The organism is Streptomyces musisoli (assembly GCF_016741855.1).
In the GTDB taxonomy this organism is placed as follows: domain Bacteria; phylum Actinomycetota; class Actinomycetes; order Streptomycetales; family Streptomycetaceae; genus Streptomyces; species Streptomyces musisoli.
Window position 1 is genome coordinate 84,932 of record NZ_JAERRH010000007.1, and the last position, 18,794, is coordinate 103,725.

An 18,794-nucleotide genomic window follows, 5' to 3' on the forward strand; every position below is an offset into this window, starting at 1 on the left:
CGGACGCCCGAAGCGGGCCGACGCCCGAAAACGCCCGAAGAAAGCGGTGCTCCCATGCGCGTGCTGTTCACGGTCTCCGACTGGCCGACCCACTACTTCCCGATGGTGCCGCTCGGCTGGGCGCTCCAGGCCGCCGGCCAAGAGGTCCGGGTGGCCTGCGCCCCGTCGCAGGCCCGCACCCTGGAACGGGCGGGACTCACCCCCGTACCGGTCCTCGGCGACCTCGACATGGTCTTCCTGAGCCGGTTCAAGAACCTCACCGACATCAAGGCGGGCACTTGGCGCTACCCGGGGCTGCCCGGCCTGCATCCCGACACCGGCGAGGAACTGGAGTCGCTCGACGGCTTCGACTTCGCCGGGTACGCGCAGGAGTGCAAGCGCAGGATCGCGGGCGAGACCGGCAAGGGACTGGCCGGCGTCCTCGCGTTCGCCCGCGCCTGGCAGCCCGACCTGGTCGTCCACGACCGGCACAGCATGGACGGGATCTTCGCCGCCCGCGCGCTGGGCGTGCCCCATGTCGCCCACCTGTGGGGACCGGTCGGCACCGAGGAGGACGATCCCGAGCTGCACCCGCTGCCCGTCGACTACACCCGCGCCTTCCCCCGGCACGGTCTGCCGGAGATGGGCCCCGGCCTCGTCGAGTACGTCATCGACCCCTGCCCGCCGAGTCTCGCCCCGCCGACCGGCGCCACCCGGCTGCCCGTGCGCTACGTCCCGTACAACGGGCCCGGCGCGATGGCGCCGTGGGCGCTCGAGCCGCCGGCCCGGCCGCGGGTGTGCGTGCTGTGGAGCAACTCGGTGGGCCGGACCTACGGCACCGCCTCCTACCTGGTGCCCCGGGTGGTCGGCGCCCTGGCCGGCCAGGACCTCGACATCGTCCTGCCGGTGCACCCCGACGACGTGGCCACGCTCGGTGAACTGCCGGACAACGTGCGGGTGGTGGAGCAGTTCCCGCTCCACCTGCTGCTGCCCACGTGCGACGCGATCGTGCACCACGGCGGCGCCGGGTGCGTGATGACGGCGGCCGCGGCCGGGGTGCCCCAGCTCGCCCTCACGTTCGGGCCGGAACAGGACGCGGACGGGTCGCGTCTGGCCGCCACCGGCGCGGGACGGCACGTCACGGGCGACCGCGCCACACCGGAGCTGATCCGCTCGGCGGTCACCGCCCTGCTGTCCGACCCGTCCTACCGTGCGGCGGCCGCCCGGCTGCGCACGGAGAACGGCGCCCGCCCGGCCCCGGACCGGCTGGTGCCGGTGCTGGAACACCTGGCGTCCACGGGCCGCCTTCCGGCCACGCCCGCCGCGCCGCACACCGCTTCGCCGTCCGCCGCCGCCTGACGGCCGCGCAAGAGAAAGGCAACCCGATGAGCGGCCCACCCCAGCCGCCCCCCACCGACCGCCCGGACCCGACCGGCCGCCCGGACCCGACCGGCCGCCCGGACCCCACCGGTCGCCTGGGCCCCGCCGGCCCGGTCCGCCGGGGTCCTGCGGTCCTGGCCGCCGCCCCGCGCGTCGTCGTGCTCGGCGGCAGCGGTTTCGTCGGGCGGCACGTGTGTGCCGCCTTCGCCGCGGCCGGCCACGACGTGGTGTCCGTGGCACGGCGCGCCGTGACCGGCCTGCCCGGCGTGCACGGCGTCTCCCTCGACCTGCTGGCCGCACCGGAACCCGCCCTGGCGGGCCTGCTGCGCGACCTCGCGCCCTGCGTCGTGGTGAACACGACGGGCGCGGTGTGGGACGTGTCCGCACGGCAGATGACGGACGTCAACGTACGCCTCGTCCGGCGCGTCGTCGCGGCCGTGGGCGAGCTGCCCGAACCGGCCCGGCTGGTCCACCTCGGCTCGGTCCACGAGTACGGCCCGGTCCCGCGGGGCACCACCCTCGACGAACACAGCCCGCCGCGCCCCGCGACCGTCTACGGCCGCACCAAACTGCTCGGCAGCCGCACCGTCCTGAACGCGAGCGCGAACGGCCGGCCGGCCGGGGTGGTCCTGCGCGTCGCCAACGCCGTCGGCCCCGGGCTGCCGCGCGGCAGCCTGCTGGGCCGGGTGGCCGAGCAGCTGAGCGCCGCGGCCGACCGCGGCACCGCGGCGGAACTGCGGCTGGCCCCGCTGCGCGCCCGCCGGGACTTCGTCGACGTACGCGACATCACCGAGGCCGTCCTGGCCGCCGCGCAGCGGCCCGTGGCGGGCCGGGTGTTCAACCTCGGCCGCGGCCAGGCCGTCGACGTGCGCCGCATGGTCGACGACCTGATCGCCGCCAGCGGCATTCCCGCGCGGGTCGTCGAGGAGGGCGGCGAGGCGGCCCGCAGCGCGGGCGTGGAGTGGCAGCGCGTCGACCACGCCGCCGCCCGCGAAGCGCTCGGCTGGGTGCCCCGCCGCCCCCTCCAGGAGTCCCTGCGGGCGCTGTGGGAGGCGACCCGGGCGGGCCGCGGTCCGACTTCAAGGGCTTCTTGAGCCCCGTGCACCACCTTTACCCGGGGCGGGCGTCCGGCACCGTGCCGGACTGTCCCGTGAATCAACCCCCGATGAAGAAGGACCCGGAGCCCGTGGCCCGGATGTCCGAGGCAGGGCCGCTCGGCCCACAGGCGCGCGGGAGGCGATGAGGTGAGCGGCGGTAAAGCGTTGCTGCTGGAACACGTACGCAAGTACCACCGGGAGACGGCGAGCACACAGGAGTTCGTGCCGGGTGTCACTCCGCTGCTGCCCGCCGGGGCGGTGCTGGACGAGGACGACCGGGCCGCGCTGGTGGAGACGGCGCTCGACCTGAGGATCACCTCCGGGGTCAAGACCCGTAAGTTCGAAAGCGCCCTGGCCCGAGCGCTGGGCCTGCGCAAGGCGCACATGACCAACTCGGGTTCCTCGGCGAACCTGCTGGCCCTCACCGCGCTGACCTCGCCGCACCTGGAGGACCGCCGGCTGGTCCCCGGCGACGAGGTGATCACGGTCGCCGCGGGCTTCCCCACCACGGTCAACCCGATCGTGCAGAACGGCCTGGTGCCCGTCTTCGTCGACATCGACCTGGCCACGTACAACACCACACTGGACCGCATCGAGGCCGCGATCGGCCCCCGCACCCGGGCCATCATGATCGCCCACACGCTGGGCAACCCCTTCCCGGTCGCCGAGGTCGCCCGACTGGCCGCCGAACACGAGCTGTTCCTCATCGAGGACAACTGCGACGCCGTCGGCTCCCTGCACCAGGGACGGCTCACCGGGACCTTCGGCGACCTGAGCACGGTGAGCTTCTACCCGGCCCACCACCTCACCACCGGCGAGGGCGGCTGTGTGCTGACCGGCAACCTCGCGCTCGCGCGGATCGTCGAGTCACTGCGCGACTGGGGCCGCGACTGCTGGTGCGAGCCCGGCGAGGACGACAAGTGCCTCAAGCGCTTCCAGCACCAGATGGGCACCCTGCCGTACGGCTACGACCACAAGTACATCTTCTCGCACGTCGGTTACAACCTGAAGGCCACCGACCTCCAGGGCGCCCTCGGCCTGACCCAGCTCGCCAAGCTCGACGACTTCGGCCGCGCCCGGCGCGCCAACTGGCAGCGGCTGCGCGCCGGCCTGGAGGGCACGCCCGGACTGCTGCTGCCCGAGGCCACGGAGGGCAGCGACCCCAGCTGGTTCGGCTTCGTGATCACCGTACGGCCCGACGCGCCCTTCACCCGCAAGGGCCTGACCGACTTCCTGGAGGCCCGGCGCATCGGCACCCGGCGGCTGTTCGCGGGCAACCTCACCCGCCACCCCGCCTACCTGGACCGCCCGCACCGCGTCGTCGGCGACCTCACCAACAGCGACATCGTCACCGAGCACACCTTCTGGATCGGCGTCCACCCGCTGCTCACCCCGGAGATGCTCGACTACATGATCGGCTCCGTCCGGGAGTTCTGCGGCGCGGACCGGCTGAGGCAGGCGTCATGAAGTGGGACGAGCTGTACATCGCGGGGCTCGGCACCTGGCTGCCCGAGGCGCTGCCCGTGGACCGCGCGATCGAGCAGGGCCGGTACGACGCCGGGCGCGCCGAGGCCCGCGACTACGTCTCCGTGTGCGTGGCCGAGGACGTCGCCCCGCCGGACATGGCCGTACGCGCCGGCCGCACCGCCCTCGCACGGTCCGGCCTCGCCCCGCACGACTTCTCGCTGCTCCTGCACAGCAGCCTGTGGTACCAGGGCCTCGACATCTGGCCGACCGCCTCGTACGTGGCCGCCGGCACCGTGGGCCGGCACGTTCCCGCCTTCGACGTGCAGCAGCGGTGCAACGGCGCCCTCGGCGCGATCGAACTGGCGGGCGCCCACCTGCGGGCCCGCATCGGCAAGGGCCACGCGGCCCTGATCACCACCGGCGACCGCTTCGCCCCGCCGACCGTCGACCGCTGGAACATGCACGACTACAACGTGTACGGCGACGGAGGCACCGCCATGGTGCTCTCCACCACCGGCGGGTTCGCCCGCGTCCTGTCCACCGCCACGGTCGTCGACAACTCCCTGGAGGCCTCCGCCCGCGGCGACCAGCCGCTGCGCCCGGTCCCCGATCCGGACACCCCCGTCGACCTGGTGGCGCGCGCCGCGCAGCACGCGGCGGCCGGCGACCCCAAGCAGGTCGAACTGCGCACCGGGCGCCTCATCAACCAGGCCCGCAACCAGGCACTGGCCGAGGCGCGGACCCAGCTGAAGGACCTCGCCCGCGTCGTCATCGGGGCCACCGGACGCTTCGAGGGCGGCTGGCACTTCCACCACCTGCTCCAGGTGCCCGAGGCGCTGACCACATGGGAGTACGGGCGCACCACCGGGCACATCGGCGCGGGCGACTGGAACGCCGGCCTGGAGTGGCTGCTGCGCACCCGGGCCGTCGCGCCCGGCGACCGGATCCTGCTGTTCGGTGGCGGCGCCGGATACAGCTGCACCGCCGCCGTGGTGGAGATCACCGACGTGCCGCGGTGGGACGACGAGGCGGTGCCCGGCTCCCCGCCCACCGAGCGACCGGAAGGCATGTGACATGGCCGAACTGCTGCACGACCTGCTGACGGAGGCGGCCGCGAGGCGGCCCGCCGCGACCGCGGTCCGGGACGCCGACGGCGCCTGGACCTACGCGGAGCTGGACCGGGCCGCGGACGCCTGCGCGGCCTGGCTCGCCGACCGGGACGTCCGGCCCGGCGACCGGGTACTGGCCCGGCTCGGCAACTCCCGGCCCTTCGTGGCCCTGCTGTTCGGGGCACTGCGGGCGGGAGCCGTGTTCGTGCCGGTCGGCACCGCCATGAAGCGGTTCCACCTGGCCCGGGTGATGGCGGACGCCGAGCCGTCCCTCGTCGTGGCGGAGGGCGCGGACACCGGGCTGCTGACGGAGCTGGGCACGGCACCCGTGCACGACCTCGCGGAGCTGCCGGACGCGGACGCGGCCCACCGCGGACGGGTACCGGTGCGCGCCGACGACCTCGCGCTGCTCATGTACACCTCGGGCAGCACGTCGATGCCGAAGGCGGTCATGACCCCGCACCGCGCCGCGGTCTTCGTCACCGGCGCCATCGCGGAGCGGCTGGGCTACCGCGCCCAGGACGTCGTGCTCAACGCCATCCCGTTCTCCTTCGACTACGGGCTCTACCAGATCTTCCTCACCGTCGCGGCCGGCGCCGAACTGGTGGTCTCCCGCACCGACTCCCACGTCGGGCTGATGACACTGCTGCACCGGCACGCCGTCACCGTCTTCCCGGTGGTGCCCTCGCTCGCCGAACTGGTCCTCCGGCTCGCCGCCCGCGACGGCAGGCAGGCGTCCACGGTGCGGCTGTTCACCAGCACGGGCGCGGCGTTCAACCGCCCCGTCATCGACGGGCTGCGCGCCGCCTTCCCCGGGGCGCGCATCGCCCCGATGTACGGCACGACCGAGTGCAAACGGATCACGGTCCTCGAACCCGACGGCGACCTGGACCGCCCGCACTCCGTCGGGCGGGCGCTGACCGGCACGCAGGTGCTGGTCCTGGACGACGCCGGGCGCCCGCTGCCGCCCGGGGCGACCGGCGAGATCGCGGTACGCGGACCGCACGTCATGGCCGGCTACTGGCGGGCCCCCGGCATCACCGGGGAACGCTTCCGCACCGACCCCCGCACCGGCACCGTCACCCTGCACACCGGTGACTACGGCCGGCTCGACGCCGACGGCCACCTGTACGTCGAGGGGCGCCGCGACGACCTGTTCAAGCGGCGCGGGGTGCGGATGTCCGCGCTGGAGATCGAGGCCGCCGCGCTGGACGTGCCCGGGGTGCGGGCCGCGGCGCTGCTGCCGCCGGCCGACGGGGCCGACATGGTCCTGTACGTCGCCGCCGGCCGGCCCGCCGCCGAGGTGCTGGCCCTGCTGGCCGAGCGGCTGGAACCGGCCAAGGTGCCGCCCGTGTGCCATGTGCGCGCGGAGCTTCCGCTCACCCCGAACGGCAAGACCGACAAGAAGGCCCTCGCCGCCGAGCCGCCCGCACCGGCCGCCCGGTCCGCCGCCTGACCGGCCGCCGCGCTCCCCGCCACCCCTGCTCCCTCACCCTGCCTCACCCTTCTTCGCCCTTCTTCGCCCTTCTTCGGAAAGGAAGCCGCCACCATGACCGTCCCCTGGGACGAGGCCTTCGAGAAGATCCTGCGCGACGCGCTGCCGCTGCTGACCGAGGACTGCGCGCTGGGCAGCGACACCTGCCTGAGCGACCACGGCCTGGACTCGATGGCCACCATCGACACCCTGCTGCGGCTGGAGCAGCAGTACGAGGTGTCGTTCCCGGACGAGTACCTCGTCTCCGACACCTTCCGCACCCCGGGCAGCCTCTGGGCCGCCGTCGCCGGGCTGCGCGCGGCCTGACCGCCCGCCCGCCTCCCCCTCGTACCTCCACCCCGAAAGGCATCACCATGGGAAAGCTCGACGGCAGGGTCGCCCTGATCACCGGCGGCGCCCGGGGCCAGGGCGCCGCCGCGGCCCGCGCCTTCGTCGCCGAGGGCGCCAAGGTCGTCCTCGGTGACATCCTCGACGACCCCGGCAAGCGGCTCGCGGACGAGCTGGGCGACGCGGCGACGTACGTGCACCTGGACGTCCGGCGGGCCGAGGACTGGACCGCCGCGGTCGCCGCGGCCAAGGCGGCGTACGGCAAGCTCGACGCGCTCGTCAACAACGCCGGCGTGGTGGACATCGGCAGCGTCGAGGAGATGGCGCCCGAGGCGTTCATGCAGGTCGTCGAGGTCAACCAGCTCGGCGTCTTCCTCGGCATGCAGGCCGTCGTGCCGGCCCTGCGCGAGGCCGGCGGCGGCAGCATCGTCAACATCTCCTCCGTCGACGGGCTGATGGGCCTGAAGTACCTGTCCGCGTACTGCGCCTCGAAGTTCGCGGTCGTCGGCATGACCAAGGTGGCCGCCATGGAGCTGGGCCCGGACGGCATCCGCGTCAACGCGGTCTGCCCGGGCGTCATCCGCACCGAGATGACCGAGGACCTGCACGAGATGCAGGTCAAGTGGCTGCACCGGACCCTGCCGCTGCGCCGGTTCGGCGAGGCCGACGAGACCGCGTCCGTCGTGCTCTTCCTCACCTCGGACGACTCCTCCTACGTCACCGGCACCGAGGTGGTCGTCGACGGCGGCTGGATCGCCGGACACCTGACCCCGTGACGGGGCCGGAGCCGAGCCGCCCGGAGCCGGCGAGCCCCGCCCGCAGACCTTCCCACTGACGAGGAGACCGACGTGCGTGTGCTGTTCACCGTGTCGGACTGGCCGGGGCACTACTACCCCCTGGTCCCGCTCGGCCGGGCGCTCCAGGCCGCCGGGCACGAGGTGCGCGTGGTGTGCGCGCCGAGCGAGTCCGAGACGCTGCGCCGAACCGGCCTGACCCCCGAACCGATCGTCCGGCCCGGCCTGGACATGGCCACGCAGGGACGGCTGAACGCCTACCGGCAGGCCCGCAAGGGCGACTGGCCCCACCCCGGGCCGCCCCTGCACCCCGTCACCGGCGAGGAGCTGGCCCACCTCGACGACTTCGACTTCGCGGCGTTCCGCACGACCGAACGGCCGCGGATCCTCCAGGCCACCCGGGACGGCTTCGACGCGGTCGTCGCCTTCGCCCGCGCCTGGCGCCCCGACCTGGTCGTGCACGACCGGATGAGCATCGAGGGCCTGCTCGCCGCCCGGGTGCTGGACGTGCCCGCCGTCCTGCACCTCTGGGGCCCGCACGGCACCGCCGAACCGGAGCCGGAACTGCGGATCATCCCCGGCGACCCCACCGGGTCCTTCCCCCGGTACGGCGTGGCGGAGATGAGCGACGACCTCATCGAGTACGTCGTCGACCCCTGCCCGCCCGGCATCGAACCGCCCACGCACGCCCGCCGGCTGCACCTGCGGTACACCCCGTACAACGGCCCCGGCGAACCGCCCGACCTCCGGCCGCCGTCCACCGGCCGCCCCCGGGTCTGCCTGGTCTGGGGCCGCTCCCTGGCCGGTGTGTACGGCCCCGCCGCCCGGCTGGTGCCCGAACTGGCGTCCGTCTGCGCCGCGTCGGGCGCCGAGGTGCTCGTCCTGGCCGACCCCGACGACACCGCCCCGCTCGGCACCCTGCCGCCCGGCGTCCGGCTGCTGCCCGGCGCGCCGCTCTCCGACGTCCTGCCCGGCTGCTCCGCCGTCGTGCACCACGGCGGGGCCGGCTGCACCATGACCGCGGTCGCCGCGGGCGTGCCCCAGCTCGGCATCCCGTTCTCCGCCGAGCAGGAGCTGAACCTCCGCCGTGTCGCGGCCGCCGGCGCCGCACTGGCCGTCCCCGCGGGCGACGCCGACCGTGCGACGGCCGTGCGGGACGCCCTGGACCGGCTGCTGACCGACCCCGGCTACCGCACCCGTGCGGCCCAGCTGCGCGACGAACTGTCCCGGCTGCCCACCCCGGCCGCCCTGGTCCCCGTCCTCGAGGACATCGCCGTACGCCACCGGGCCGGCCGCGCCGTCCCCGCGGCCGCACCCATCGAACCGACACCCACCACAGAGGAACCCGCCATGCAGACCCAGCCGACCGGCACGCCGCAGGACGACCAGCTCGCCGCCGAGACCCGGATCAGGGAGATCGCCCTGAGCGTGGCCGCGGCCTCCGCACTCCAGACCGCCGTCCGCCTCGGTGTCGCCGACGCCCTGGGCGAGGAGGACGCCGACGCCCGCGACCTGGGCCGGGCCGTCAACGCCGCCCCCGACACCGTGGCCCGGCTGCTGCGCGCGCTCGCCGCGCACGGCGTGTTCGAGGAGACCGCCCCCGGCCGCTTCCGCCACACCGGGGCCTCCCGCCTGCTGCGCTCCGACGCACCCGGCGGCGGCATGGCCGACATGGTGCTGTGGGCGGGCGCCGCCTGGACCTGGGACGCCTGGCCGCGGCTGGAGCAGGCCGTGCGCACCGGCAAGGCCGTCGTGCCTGAGCTGTACGGCAAGGACTTCTTCAGCTACCTGCGCGAGGACTCCGGCGACGACGCGGAGATCTTCAACCGCGCCATGACCCAGGCCAGCGCGCTCACCTCCCGGGCCGTCGCCGACACGCTGGACCTGGACGGCGTGCGCACGGTCGCGGACATCGGCGGCGGCCACGGCCACCTGCTGCGCACCATCCTGGAGGCGAACCCGCACGTCAGCGGCGAACTGTTCGACCTGCCGAAGGTCGTGGCGGGCGCCGACCCGGCGCTGCGCGAGGGCGGCGAACTGGCCGGGCGGGCCCGCGTCACCCCGGGCGACTGCCTGGACGCCGTACCGGTCAGCGCCGACGTGTACGTCATCAAGCAGATCCTGAAGTGGGACGACGAGCGCTCGGTGCGGGTGCTGCGCAACGTCGCCGAGCACGCCGAGCCGGGCGCCCGCATCGTCGTCGTGCAGAACCTCGTCGACCTCAGCCCGGAGCCGCGCGTCACCACGGCGATGGACCTCTTCCTGCTGCTCAACGTCGGCGGCCGGGAGCACCACCAGGGCGACTTCGAGGACCTGTTCCGGCGCGCCGGCCTGGAGTTCACCGGCGTCACCCAGGCGCGCAGCGCGCTGTACCTGATCGAGGCCAAGGTCCCCGGCTCCCCGTCCTGACGACCCCGATCCCGCTTCCGGAGGCTGCCATGCCCGCATCACCACCGTCGACCGCCGCGCCGGCGCGGACGCCGCACGGCGCCCCGCCCCTCCCGGCCGCCCACCGCACCGGCGGCCCCCTGCGCCCACGGCGCGCGACCGGGCTGCCCGAGCGGCTCGCCCGGTCCGCGGCGGCCGGCCAGGGGCACCACCTGAGCACGGACGAGCTGCCCGGGTGGCTCGACAGCCGCCGCCGCGCGGGCCGCTTCCGGGTCTTCCGCGTGCCGTTCACGGAGCTGGACGGCTGGTCCTTCGCCGAGGACACCGGCGACCTGGTGCACCGCAGCGGGCGGTTCTTCTCGGTCGAGGGACTGCACGTCACCGCGGAGGACGGGCCGGTGCCCGAATGGCACCAGCCGGTCATCCGGCAGAGCGAGGTGGGCATCCTCGGCATCCTGGTCAAGGAGTTCGACGGGGTGCTGCACTGCCTGATGCAGGCCAAGATGGAGCCCGGCAACCCCAACCTGCTCCAGCTGTCCCCCACGGTGCAGGCGACCCGCAGCAACTACACCAAGGTGCACCGGGGCGCCGACGTGAAGTACATCGAGTACTTCACCAGCGCGCTCGCGGCCGGCCGCGCCCGTGCCCTCACCGACAGCCTCCAGTCGGAGCACGGGGCCTGGTTCCTGGGCAAGAGCAACCGGAACATGGTCGTCGAGGCACTGGACGACGTACCCCTGCACGAGGACTTCTGCTGGCTGACGCTCGGACAGCTGGGCGCGCTGCTGCACCACGACAACCTGGTCAACATGGACTCCCGTACGGTCCTGTCCTGTCTGTCGGCCGCCCTGACCGGTCCGGCCGAGCGGGACCGGGCGCTCCACACCGACCAGGAACTGCGCAGCTGGTTCACCCACGAGCGCGCCCGGCGCGCCCTCACCGCCCGGTCCGTGCCCCTGCGGGACCTGCCGGGCTGGGAGTGGGACGCCATGGCGGGCCGGCACCGCGAGGGCCGGTACTTCGACGTCGTGGGCGTCGCCGTGGAGGCCGGCAACCGGGAGATCACCAGCTGGCGCCAGCCGTTGTTCGAGCCGCGGGGCCGGGGCGTGACCGCGTTCGTGACCAAGCGGGTGGACGGCGTGCCCCACGTGCTGATGCACGCCCGGGCCGAGGCCGGATTCCTCGACACGGTGCAGCTCGCGCCCACCGTGCAGTACACCCCCGGGAACTACGCCTGGCTGCCGGCCGGCCTGCGCCCGCCGTTCCTGGACCAGGTCCTCGACGGCACCGCGGGAACGGTGCGCTACGACGTCGTGCACGCCGAGGAGGGCGGCCGGTTCCTCAACGCCGAGAGCCACTACCGGATCATCGAGGCCGACGCGGACTTCGCCGCCGAGGAGCCGCCGGGCCACCGCTGGTTCAGCCGGGCCCAGCTGGCCGCCTGCATAGGCCAGGCCAACTGCGTGAACGTCCAGGCGCGCACCCTGTTCGCCGTCCTCGACCTGGCGCTCGGCTGAGAGCCACGCGAAGACGGCCACCGGCCGCCGGACCGTCCCCACGGAAGCGGGGCGATCCGGCGGCCGGCGGCATGCCCGGCGGCCGGCGGCATGCCCGGCGACGTACTGCCCGGCGACGGACTGCCCGGCGACGGACGGCTCGCGATGGACCGCTCGCGATGGACGGCTCGCGATGGACGGCTCGCGGCGGACGGCTCGCGGCGGACGGCTCGCGACAGACGGCTCGCGACGGACCGCTCCCGGCGGTCCGCCGTCCCCGGTCCGCGCCCCCCGGTACGACAGCCGGCCGCCGGGCCGTCCCCCACCCACGATGGCGCGGGGGACGGCCCGGCGGCCGGCGTCGTCATCCGGGCCTCAGACCACGGCCCCCGTGCCGGCACCGCCGCCGGCCGTGCCCGTGCCCGGGTTGCCCGTGCCCGTGTTCTTGCCGTGGCCCGAGGCCAGATTCGCGTAGTGCTCCAGGCACTCCTCGTACGACGTGAGCAGGCCGGCGCGCCGGGCCTCGGCCACCGTCGGGGCCTGCCGGTCCTTCGGCGAGCGCAGCAGCTCGAAGCCGCCGGCCCGGCTCTCCTCATGCCAGGGCAGCCCCAGTTCGGGATCCATCGCGTCCAGGTCGAGCTGCGTGCCGGGGACGAACGTCGTGGAACACAGGTAGTTCACACAGGCGTCGTCGGTCAGCGCCAGGAAGGCGTGCCCGAGCCCCTCGGCGGCGAACACGGCCCGCCCGTCGGCGGCGGACAGCCGGTTGGCGGTGTGCCGCAGATAGGTGGGGGAGCCGGGCCTGATGTCGACCACCACGTCGAGCACCGCACCGCGGACACAGGTGACGATCTTCGCCTGTCCGGGCGGCAGCACGACGCCGTGCAGCCCGCGCAGCGTCCCGCGCCGGGACACCGAGTAGTTGCTCTGCACCGGGAGCATCGGCCGGCCGAGGGTCTCGGCGAGGACGTCGTACCGGAACGCCTCGTAGAAGCACCCGCGCTCGTCCTCGATCCGCCTCGGCTCCAGAAGGAGGGCATGCGGCACTGCGGTCCGGTGGATCTCCATGCCCTCGAACCTAACGGCCCCCTCTCGCATGCCGGTCGAACCGCCCACGGGCACCGCTGCGGTACGGATCGGCGGGCGCGCCGGGACGGCCCGCCGGGCGGCCTGAGGGACTGCCGGAGCGAGCCTGCCGCCAGTGCGCTCCTGCGTGGTCCGCAACGCCCGCCCGACTTGCGGAGGTTCAGGCTCCGGCTGATCCGGCGCCCCTCGAAGTCGGCTGTCCGGGCAGGTCGTTGAGGTAATCCGCCGACGCGGTCCCGTCGCTAGACTTGCCGTAGAGATCACGCCATCGGGGGAGGCGGTTCGGCTCGTGGGCTGTCCTCCGGGCAACGGAAGGGGCAGTGCATGAGGTCGGTACTCGCGAAGGCGTCGGTCGCCGTCGTGGCCATCGGGTCGCTCGCGGCCTGCGGCGGCGGATCGGGCGGAGCGAAGCCTTCCGGCAGCGCCGAGGAACCGTCCGCCCACGCCTCCACAGCGGCACCCACGCTCAAGCTCGACGTGCCCGCCGGGTACGACACCGCACGCGGCTGGCAGCTCTCGGGGAAGCAGCTCGGCCAGTACGCCGTGCTGCCGAAGGCCGGTGCGATAGCCGTCATGACGAGCCGGGGATCCACCTACCGGGTGACCGTACGGGACGCGGTGACCGGCGAGGTCCGCTGGACGGGCAAGCCGTTCGACAACCTCTCCGAGGGCTGGGCCCCCGGCCTGTTCGTCGTCCCCGCCGGCGGCAAGGAGTACCTGGTGACCTGGTCCCGGGGCGAGCAGGGCGAGGACGCCCTGTCCAAGGCGAAGCAGGTGTACGCCGTGGACGTCTACGCCGCCGACGGCTCGGGTGACGCGGTCGCGCCCGCCCACCACGTCGAGGTCCCGGCCTCCGACTACGGCACGGGCCGCGTCACCGACGGCGGGGAACGGCTGCTGATACCCGTGACGGACGAGCGCACGGCCGCCCTCGACGTGGCCACGGGCCGCACCACCACGTACGACACGGATTCCCTCAAGGCGCCCGGCTGCTCGTCGTGTTCCTACGGCAACGAGATCGCCGCCCTGACGGACCGGGACCCGGTGGTGCTCAACGAGGGCGCGGGCGCGTTCGGCATCCCCGGCTCCTGGGACGACGACCGCATCGCACCGGCCGAGGCCGATCCCGCGACCGGTGCCGTCTGGCCGGGCACCGGCGGGCACCTCATCGCCCGCTGGGAGCAGAAGAACGGCGGCAGTAAGAACGTGTGGGCCGTGCTCGACGGCAGGACCGGCCAGGTCCAGGCGTCCGCGCTGTGCGCCAAGCCGTTCATCGGGTCGGCGCAGGCGCCCGGCTCCGCGCTCTCCCCGAACGGCCGCTACCTCGTCTCCGACCACCTCGCCTTCGACCTGCAGTCGAAGAAGGGGTACTGCTTCGAGGAGACCGACGACACCAAACCCCTGAGCTTCGACACCGTCACCGACGACGGCACCGCCTACGGCACCTCGCTCACGAAGGGCGAGAGCCTGACCGGCACGAAGGCGCCTGTCGAGCTGTCGCTGGCCACGGGCACCCCGAAGCCGCTGCCCGAAGGGGCGGAGGTGCCGGCCGCCGACCTCGCCGGGGTCGGCGTCTTCACCCACGACGAGGGCAACGTGCCGTATCTGGTGGTCTACCGGCACAAGGGCTGAGGAGCGGCCGGCGCGCCGGGGTCCCGCGCGCGCCGGCCACCCGGACGCCCCCGGCCCCGGTGCCGGTCCCGTCAGGGCCGCTCGCGGGACCGGCGCGGCCGGCCACGGGCGACGAGGCACGCCGGCACCGCCACCGCGGCACCGGCGTACAGCAGGGCCGGGTAGTCCAGGGCGTGCACGATCTGCCCGCCGACGGCACCGGCCAGGGACAGTCCCACGAACAGCGCGCTGTTGTTCCACGACAGCATCGCGGTGGCCCGCTCGGGGAACAGGTCCACCAGGTGGCGCTGCTGGGCGGGGAAGAAGGCGTAGGCGGCCAGGGCGAACAGTCCCAGCGCACAGGCCAGCGCCCAGGTGACGGGAAAGACCAGGGCCACGACGGCTTCCAGCACCGCCGTCAGCGCCAGCGCCGACCTGGTGACCCGCACGGCATCGGAACGGTCCGCGAACCGGCCGCCCACCTGGCCGCCGACGACGGCACCGATGCCGTAGACGACCAGCAGCCACGTCACGGCGGTGGCCCTGCCGTCGGCGTGCAGCGCGACGGCCAGGAACGTGTACAGGCTGTACACGGAGAAGGCCCACAGGGCCGTGACCGCGACGGCGGACACCGCGGCGCCCGTACCGGGCCGCCCGGCCCCCCGCGGCGCGTCCGGCGCGGCGGCGGCCGCCGGGACCGGGCGGGCACGCCAGACGAACGCGTGCGGCAGGGCCAGCAGGAACGTGCCCGCGGCCAGGATGACGAAGGCGGACCGCCAGCCCACGTACCGCCCCAGCAGCGACCCGGCCGGCGCGCCCACCCACAGGGCGGTCAGCAGGCCCGACCCCACCACGGCCAGCACCTGTGCCCGGGCCCCCGGCCGGGCACGGGTGCTGACCAGGGCGTACACGGTGGGACCGGTCCCGGCGGCCGCGACACCGGCCACCACGCGGGCCACCAGCAGCAGCCCGAACCCCGGCGCCAGAGCGGTCCCCGCGTTGGCCGCGGAGAACAGCACCAGAGCCACCACCAGGACCGTGGCGCGGTCCCGCCGGTCGGAGAGCCAGCCGGCGAAGGGCGAGGCCACGACGTACGCGATCGAGAAGGCCGTGACGAGGAGGCCGGAGGCGGCCGTGGAGACACCGAACGACGCGGCGATACGGGGGAGCAGCGGCGCGACGACGAAGAGATCGGTCCCCACCAGGAACTGCGTCAGCCAGGCCAGCGCGACCGGCCCGGCGGACAGGCCGGGCACCGTGTCCTCCGCCGACTCCGCGCGGGCCGCGTGCATGGTCCGACGCTAGAGGCTCCGCCGGGAGGCGGCCATCGGGCACGGGCGCGCAATCCGGACGGCCACGGCTGTCTGGGACGGGCGTGGCAATCGGGGACTGGCGTGGCCGTCGGGGACGGGTGCGGCCGTCTAGGGACGCGCAAGGGCCTGAAGGCGCCCGCGGGGCGCGTCCTTTGGTGCCCTGGGCGGCGCTTTTGGCCGGCGGGAGGCCGGCCGCGTCGGACACCGGCGGAGTGACCGCGCCTGCTGCATTGGCAGCACCGTCGTCACCGGGTCGGGGGACGGCACCACCGGCCGGCGGGCGGGACCTCCCGAACCGGTGTGACGATCACAGCAAGGTGCCACGGCGACTCCCGGCCGTCACCACATCCGGTAGGAGGACCGATCGATGAACCTCACTCTGAAGCGCCTGCTCGGCGCTGCCGCGGCGGTCGCCACGGGCGCCACGGCCCTGCTCGGAACGGGCGCCGGCATCGCCGACGCCCGTTCCGAGAGGGCGCACTGCGACCGGGCCGAACGCCCCATATGGAGCGAGGGGCCCAGCCGGAACGTGACCGGCTTCGGGTGCAGCATTCCGGACCAGGAGCACCGCTGGTACAAGGTCGACATCGACACCCTCGTACAGCCCCACAACAAGACGGACTACGTGGACGGAGGCGTCGAACGGACCGGCACCCTCCACGACAGGACCATCCGGTGCCTGGGCTACACCCGCGACAAGAACAAGGTGAACTGGTTCGGCTGCGTGCCCCGTTGAGCACCGCCCCCGGACACGCGCGTCACCGGGTACGAGCCCGGCGGACGCCCGCCTGCCGATGAGCACAGGCCCGAAGGCCCCGGGTCACCGACCCGGGGCATTGCCGGAAAGAGGACACCGAGGCGCGGACTCGCCCACGCGTCCTTCAGGACGGCCCACCGGGCCGGGCCCTGCTCCGACGGCGGACCCGGCGGGGTCGGGCGTGAACCCCCCGTGCGGCTCCGAGGGTTCAGGGCACGCGGGGCGTTCCGGCCCTTCGGGAACGGGGGAATCGTGGCCTCTGGGGAACGCGGGACGTGCTAACCGAACTCGCCCTCGCGCACGCCTTCCCGGAACGCGGCCCATTCCTCCGCGGTGAACCGCAGAGGCGGCAGGTCCCGGTTGTCCGAGTCACGGACGGCAACGGCCCCGCCACCGAGGTCTGCCACCTCGACGCAGTAGGGGGTCGTCTTGTCCGTGCTCTTGCTGCTCTTGACCCAGCGCGCCGCCGTCAGGTCGAGCGCGTAGAGTCCAGCCTTGCTCATCGGCATCACAAACTCCGTTCGGCGCTCGTCGTGGGTTGTGCCTCCACGGTCACGCGTTCGCCCCCACCCCGCAACCGGCCAGGTCAGAGCCCCTGGGCGGGGTTCTTCGGCGCGGCCCGACGGGCCCGGGAGCCGGCCCGACCGCTCCCTCCACGGCCGGCGCCCTGACCGCTTGCCTTACGGCCGGCGTCCTGACCGCCCGCTCCACGGCCGGCGTCCTGACCGCCCGCTCCACGGCCGGCGGCCTGGCCGCTCGCTCCGCGCCCCCGGCTGCGGCGCCGACCGGGGGAGCCGCCGCCCTCGCGACGTCCGTCGGCCGCCGGTGCGGTGATGGTGACGGGAACGCCGGAGGGGGTCCGGGCGCCGGTGATGCGCTGGAGCTCGGCCTCGCCCGGGCGGATCCGGGCGGTGAGCGGAGCGATGCCGGCGTCGGCCATCAGACGGTCCACCGCGCGCCGCTGGTGCGGCAGCACGAGGGTGACGACGGTGCCGGACTCGCCGGCGCGTGCGGTACGGCCACCGCGGTGGAGGTAGTCCTTGTGGTCGCCGGGAGGGTCGAAGTTCACGACGAGGTCGAGGCCCGTGACGTGGATTCCGCGGGCGGCGACGTTGGTGGCCACCAGGGCCGTCACATGGCCGTCCTTGAACTGGGCGAGGGTCCGGTTGCGCTGCGCCTGGGACTTGCCGCCGTGCAGGGCCGAGGCCCGCACACCGACGGACAGCAGGTGCTTGGCCAGCCGGTCGGCCGCGTGCTTGGTGTCCAGGAACATGATCACGCGTCCGTCGCGGGCGGCGATCTCGGTCGCGGTGTCGTACTTGTCGGTGTCGTGCACGTGCAGCAGATGGTGCTCCATCGTGGTGACCGCTCCCGCGGACGGGTCGACCGAGTGCACGACGGGGTCGTGGAGGTAGCGGCGCACCAGGAGGTCGATGTTGCGGTCCAGGGTGGCCGAGAACAGCAACCGCTGTCCGCGGTCCGGGATCTGGTCGAGCAGTGCGGTCACCTGGGGCATGAACCCCATGTCGGCCATCTGGTCGGCTTCGTCCAGGACGGTGACGGCGATCCGGTCCAGCCGGCAGTCCTGCCGCTCGATGAGGTCCTTGAGGCGGCCCGGCGTCGCGACGACGACCTCGGCGCCCGCGCGCAGCGCGCTCGCCTGGCGGCCGATCGACAGGCCGCCCACCACCGTGGCGAGCCGCAGCCGCAGGGCGCGGGCGTAGGGGGTGAGCGCGTCGGTGACCTGCTGGGCCAGTTCCCGGGTCGGGACGAGGACGAGGGCGAGCGGCTGCCGCGGCTCGGCCCGCTGCCCGTCCAGACGGGCCAGCAGCGGCAGACCGAAGGCGAGCGTCTTGCCCGAGCCCGTGCGACCGCGGCCCAGGACGTCCCGGCCGGCCAGGGCGTTCGGCAGGGTGGCGGCCTGGATCGGGAAGGGCTCGGTCACGCCCTCGGTGCGCAGCGCGCTCAACAGCCGTGCGGGCATGTCCAGTTCGGCGAACGTCTCGACGGCCGGCAGCGGCTCGGTGAGGGTGACCGGCAGGGCGAACTCCTGCCGGCGCGGCGCGGAGTGTGCGCCCTGACCGCTCTTCCGGCCGGCACCCGGGCGGGAACCCTGACGGCCCGATCCCTGCGCACGGGGGCGACCACCGGAGGCGGAGTCCGTCGTGCGGGTGGAGCCTGCCGAACGCGTGGACCTTCGGTCCGTGCGGGAGCCACCGGCGGTGCCGCTGGCGCGGCGGGGGGTGCGGTTCAAGGAGGAACCTTCCTCGATGCGGCGTATCGAGGAATTCCGTCCGGCGGCGACGACCGCACCGGGATTCGCAAGAATGAGCCGGGGAAAAAAGAAAAGCCGGACCTCGTGGCGCAGCCGGGGCTGTCGGCGGGCCGGTGCATCCGGAGATCCGGAAAACAACGCGGCTGGGGCCCGCACCCCAAGAGCGCGGGCCCCAGCCACGTGATGCGCGAGCCACCGGCTCGCGACGATTCGCGTCAGC

General features: G+C 74.3%; 15 protein-coding genes. 11 read left to right on the forward strand and 4 right to left on the reverse strand.

What is annotated here, in order from left to right; all coding sequences use genetic code 11:
• The first annotated feature begins 54 nt into the window (after positions 1-54).
• From JK361_RS20045 to JK361_RS20085, 9 genes are all read left to right on the forward strand, one after another.
• Entirely contained in the window at positions 55-1,338 is a 1,284-nt protein-coding gene (locus JK361_RS20045; protein WP_201820152.1) for a nucleotide disphospho-sugar-binding domain-containing protein, read from the forward strand.
• Between the two features lie 26 nt (positions 1,339-1,364).
• Complete coding sequence (locus JK361_RS20050; protein WP_201820155.1) at positions 1,365-2,453, forward strand: NAD-dependent epimerase/dehydratase family protein; 1,089 nt, start codon at positions 1,365-1,367, stop codon at positions 2,451-2,453.
• Between the two features lie 150 nt (positions 2,454-2,603).
• Positions 2,604-3,923 carry a lipopolysaccharide biosynthesis protein RfbH gene (gene rfbH / locus JK361_RS20055; protein ID WP_201820158.1) on the forward strand — a complete coding sequence of 440 codons (1,320 nt, stop codon included), beginning with the start codon at positions 2,604-2,606 and terminating at the stop codon, positions 3,921-3,923.
• Complete coding sequence (locus JK361_RS20060; RefSeq protein ID WP_201820161.1) at positions 3,920-4,996, forward strand: ketoacyl-ACP synthase III family protein; 1,077 nt, start codon at positions 3,920-3,922, stop codon at positions 4,994-4,996. The genes rfbH and JK361_RS20060 overlap by 4 nt, the downstream gene beginning before the upstream one ends.
• 1 nt (position 4,997) lies before the next feature.
• A complete protein-coding gene (locus tag JK361_RS20065; protein ID WP_201820163.1) occupies positions 4,998-6,488 on the forward strand; it encodes a class I adenylate-forming enzyme family protein in 1,491 nt (496 codons plus the stop codon).
• 93 nt (positions 6,489-6,581) lie between these two features.
• A complete protein-coding gene (locus JK361_RS20070; protein WP_201820166.1) occupies positions 6,582-6,833 on the forward strand; it encodes a phosphopantetheine-binding protein in 252 nt (83 codons plus the stop codon).
• A gap of 47 nt (positions 6,834-6,880) precedes the next feature.
• Positions 6,881-7,630, forward strand: a complete 750-nt coding sequence (locus JK361_RS20075) for a glucose 1-dehydrogenase (RefSeq protein WP_201820169.1) — start codon at positions 6,881-6,883, stop codon at positions 7,628-7,630.
• Positions 7,631-7,702: 72 nt separating this feature from the next.
• The gene (locus JK361_RS20080; protein WP_201820171.1) at positions 7,703-10,057 is read left to right on the forward strand and encodes a methyltransferase; all 2,355 of its coding nucleotides are present in this window, start codon (positions 7,703-7,705) and stop codon (positions 10,055-10,057) included.
• Between the two features lie 29 nt (positions 10,058-10,086).
• Positions 10,087-11,553 carry an NDP-hexose 2,3-dehydratase family protein gene (locus JK361_RS20085; protein WP_201820174.1) on the forward strand — a complete coding sequence of 489 codons (1,467 nt, stop codon included), beginning with the start codon at positions 10,087-10,089 and terminating at the stop codon, positions 11,551-11,553.
• Positions 11,554-11,907: 354 nt separating this feature from the next.
• Here the strand turns inward: JK361_RS20085 and JK361_RS20090 are convergent, their stop codons facing one another.
• Positions 11,908-12,600, reverse strand: coding sequence for a dTDP-4-dehydrorhamnose 3,5-epimerase family protein (locus JK361_RS20090; RefSeq protein ID WP_201820177.1), 693 nt, complete (start codon positions 12,598-12,600; stop codon positions 11,908-11,910).
• Positions 12,601-12,942: 342 nt separating this feature from the next.
• Here JK361_RS20090 and JK361_RS20095 point away from each other — a divergent pair, with 342 nt between their 5' ends.
• Complete coding sequence (locus tag JK361_RS20095; protein WP_201820180.1) at positions 12,943-14,250, forward strand: hypothetical protein; 1,308 nt, start codon at positions 12,943-12,945, stop codon at positions 14,248-14,250.
• 71 nt (positions 14,251-14,321) lie between these two features.
• On the opposite strand, the gene JK361_RS20100 is transcribed toward JK361_RS20095, so the two are convergent.
• Positions 14,322-15,521, reverse strand: a complete 1,200-nt coding sequence (locus JK361_RS20100) for an MFS transporter (protein WP_201820183.1) — start codon at positions 15,519-15,521, stop codon at positions 14,322-14,324.
• Positions 15,522-15,909: 388 nt separating this feature from the next.
• Between JK361_RS20100 and JK361_RS20105 the strand changes: the two genes are divergently transcribed.
• Complete coding sequence (locus JK361_RS20105) at positions 15,910-16,278, forward strand: hypothetical protein (protein WP_201820186.1); 369 nt, start codon at positions 15,910-15,912, stop codon at positions 16,276-16,278.
• Between the two features lie 299 nt (positions 16,279-16,577).
• Here the strand turns inward: JK361_RS20105 and JK361_RS20110 are convergent, their stop codons facing one another.
• Together JK361_RS20110 and JK361_RS20115 are read right to left on the reverse strand one after the other, a co-directional pair.
• Positions 16,578-16,802, reverse strand: a complete 225-nt coding sequence (locus JK361_RS20110) for a DUF397 domain-containing protein (protein ID WP_372448723.1) — start codon at positions 16,800-16,802, stop codon at positions 16,578-16,580.
• Between the two features lie 83 nt (positions 16,803-16,885).
• Positions 16,886-18,553 carry a DEAD/DEAH box helicase gene (locus JK361_RS20115; protein WP_201820191.1) on the reverse strand — a complete coding sequence of 556 codons (1,668 nt, stop codon included), beginning with the start codon at positions 18,551-18,553 and terminating at the stop codon, positions 16,886-16,888.
• Positions 18,554-18,794: the final 241 nt, after the last annotated feature.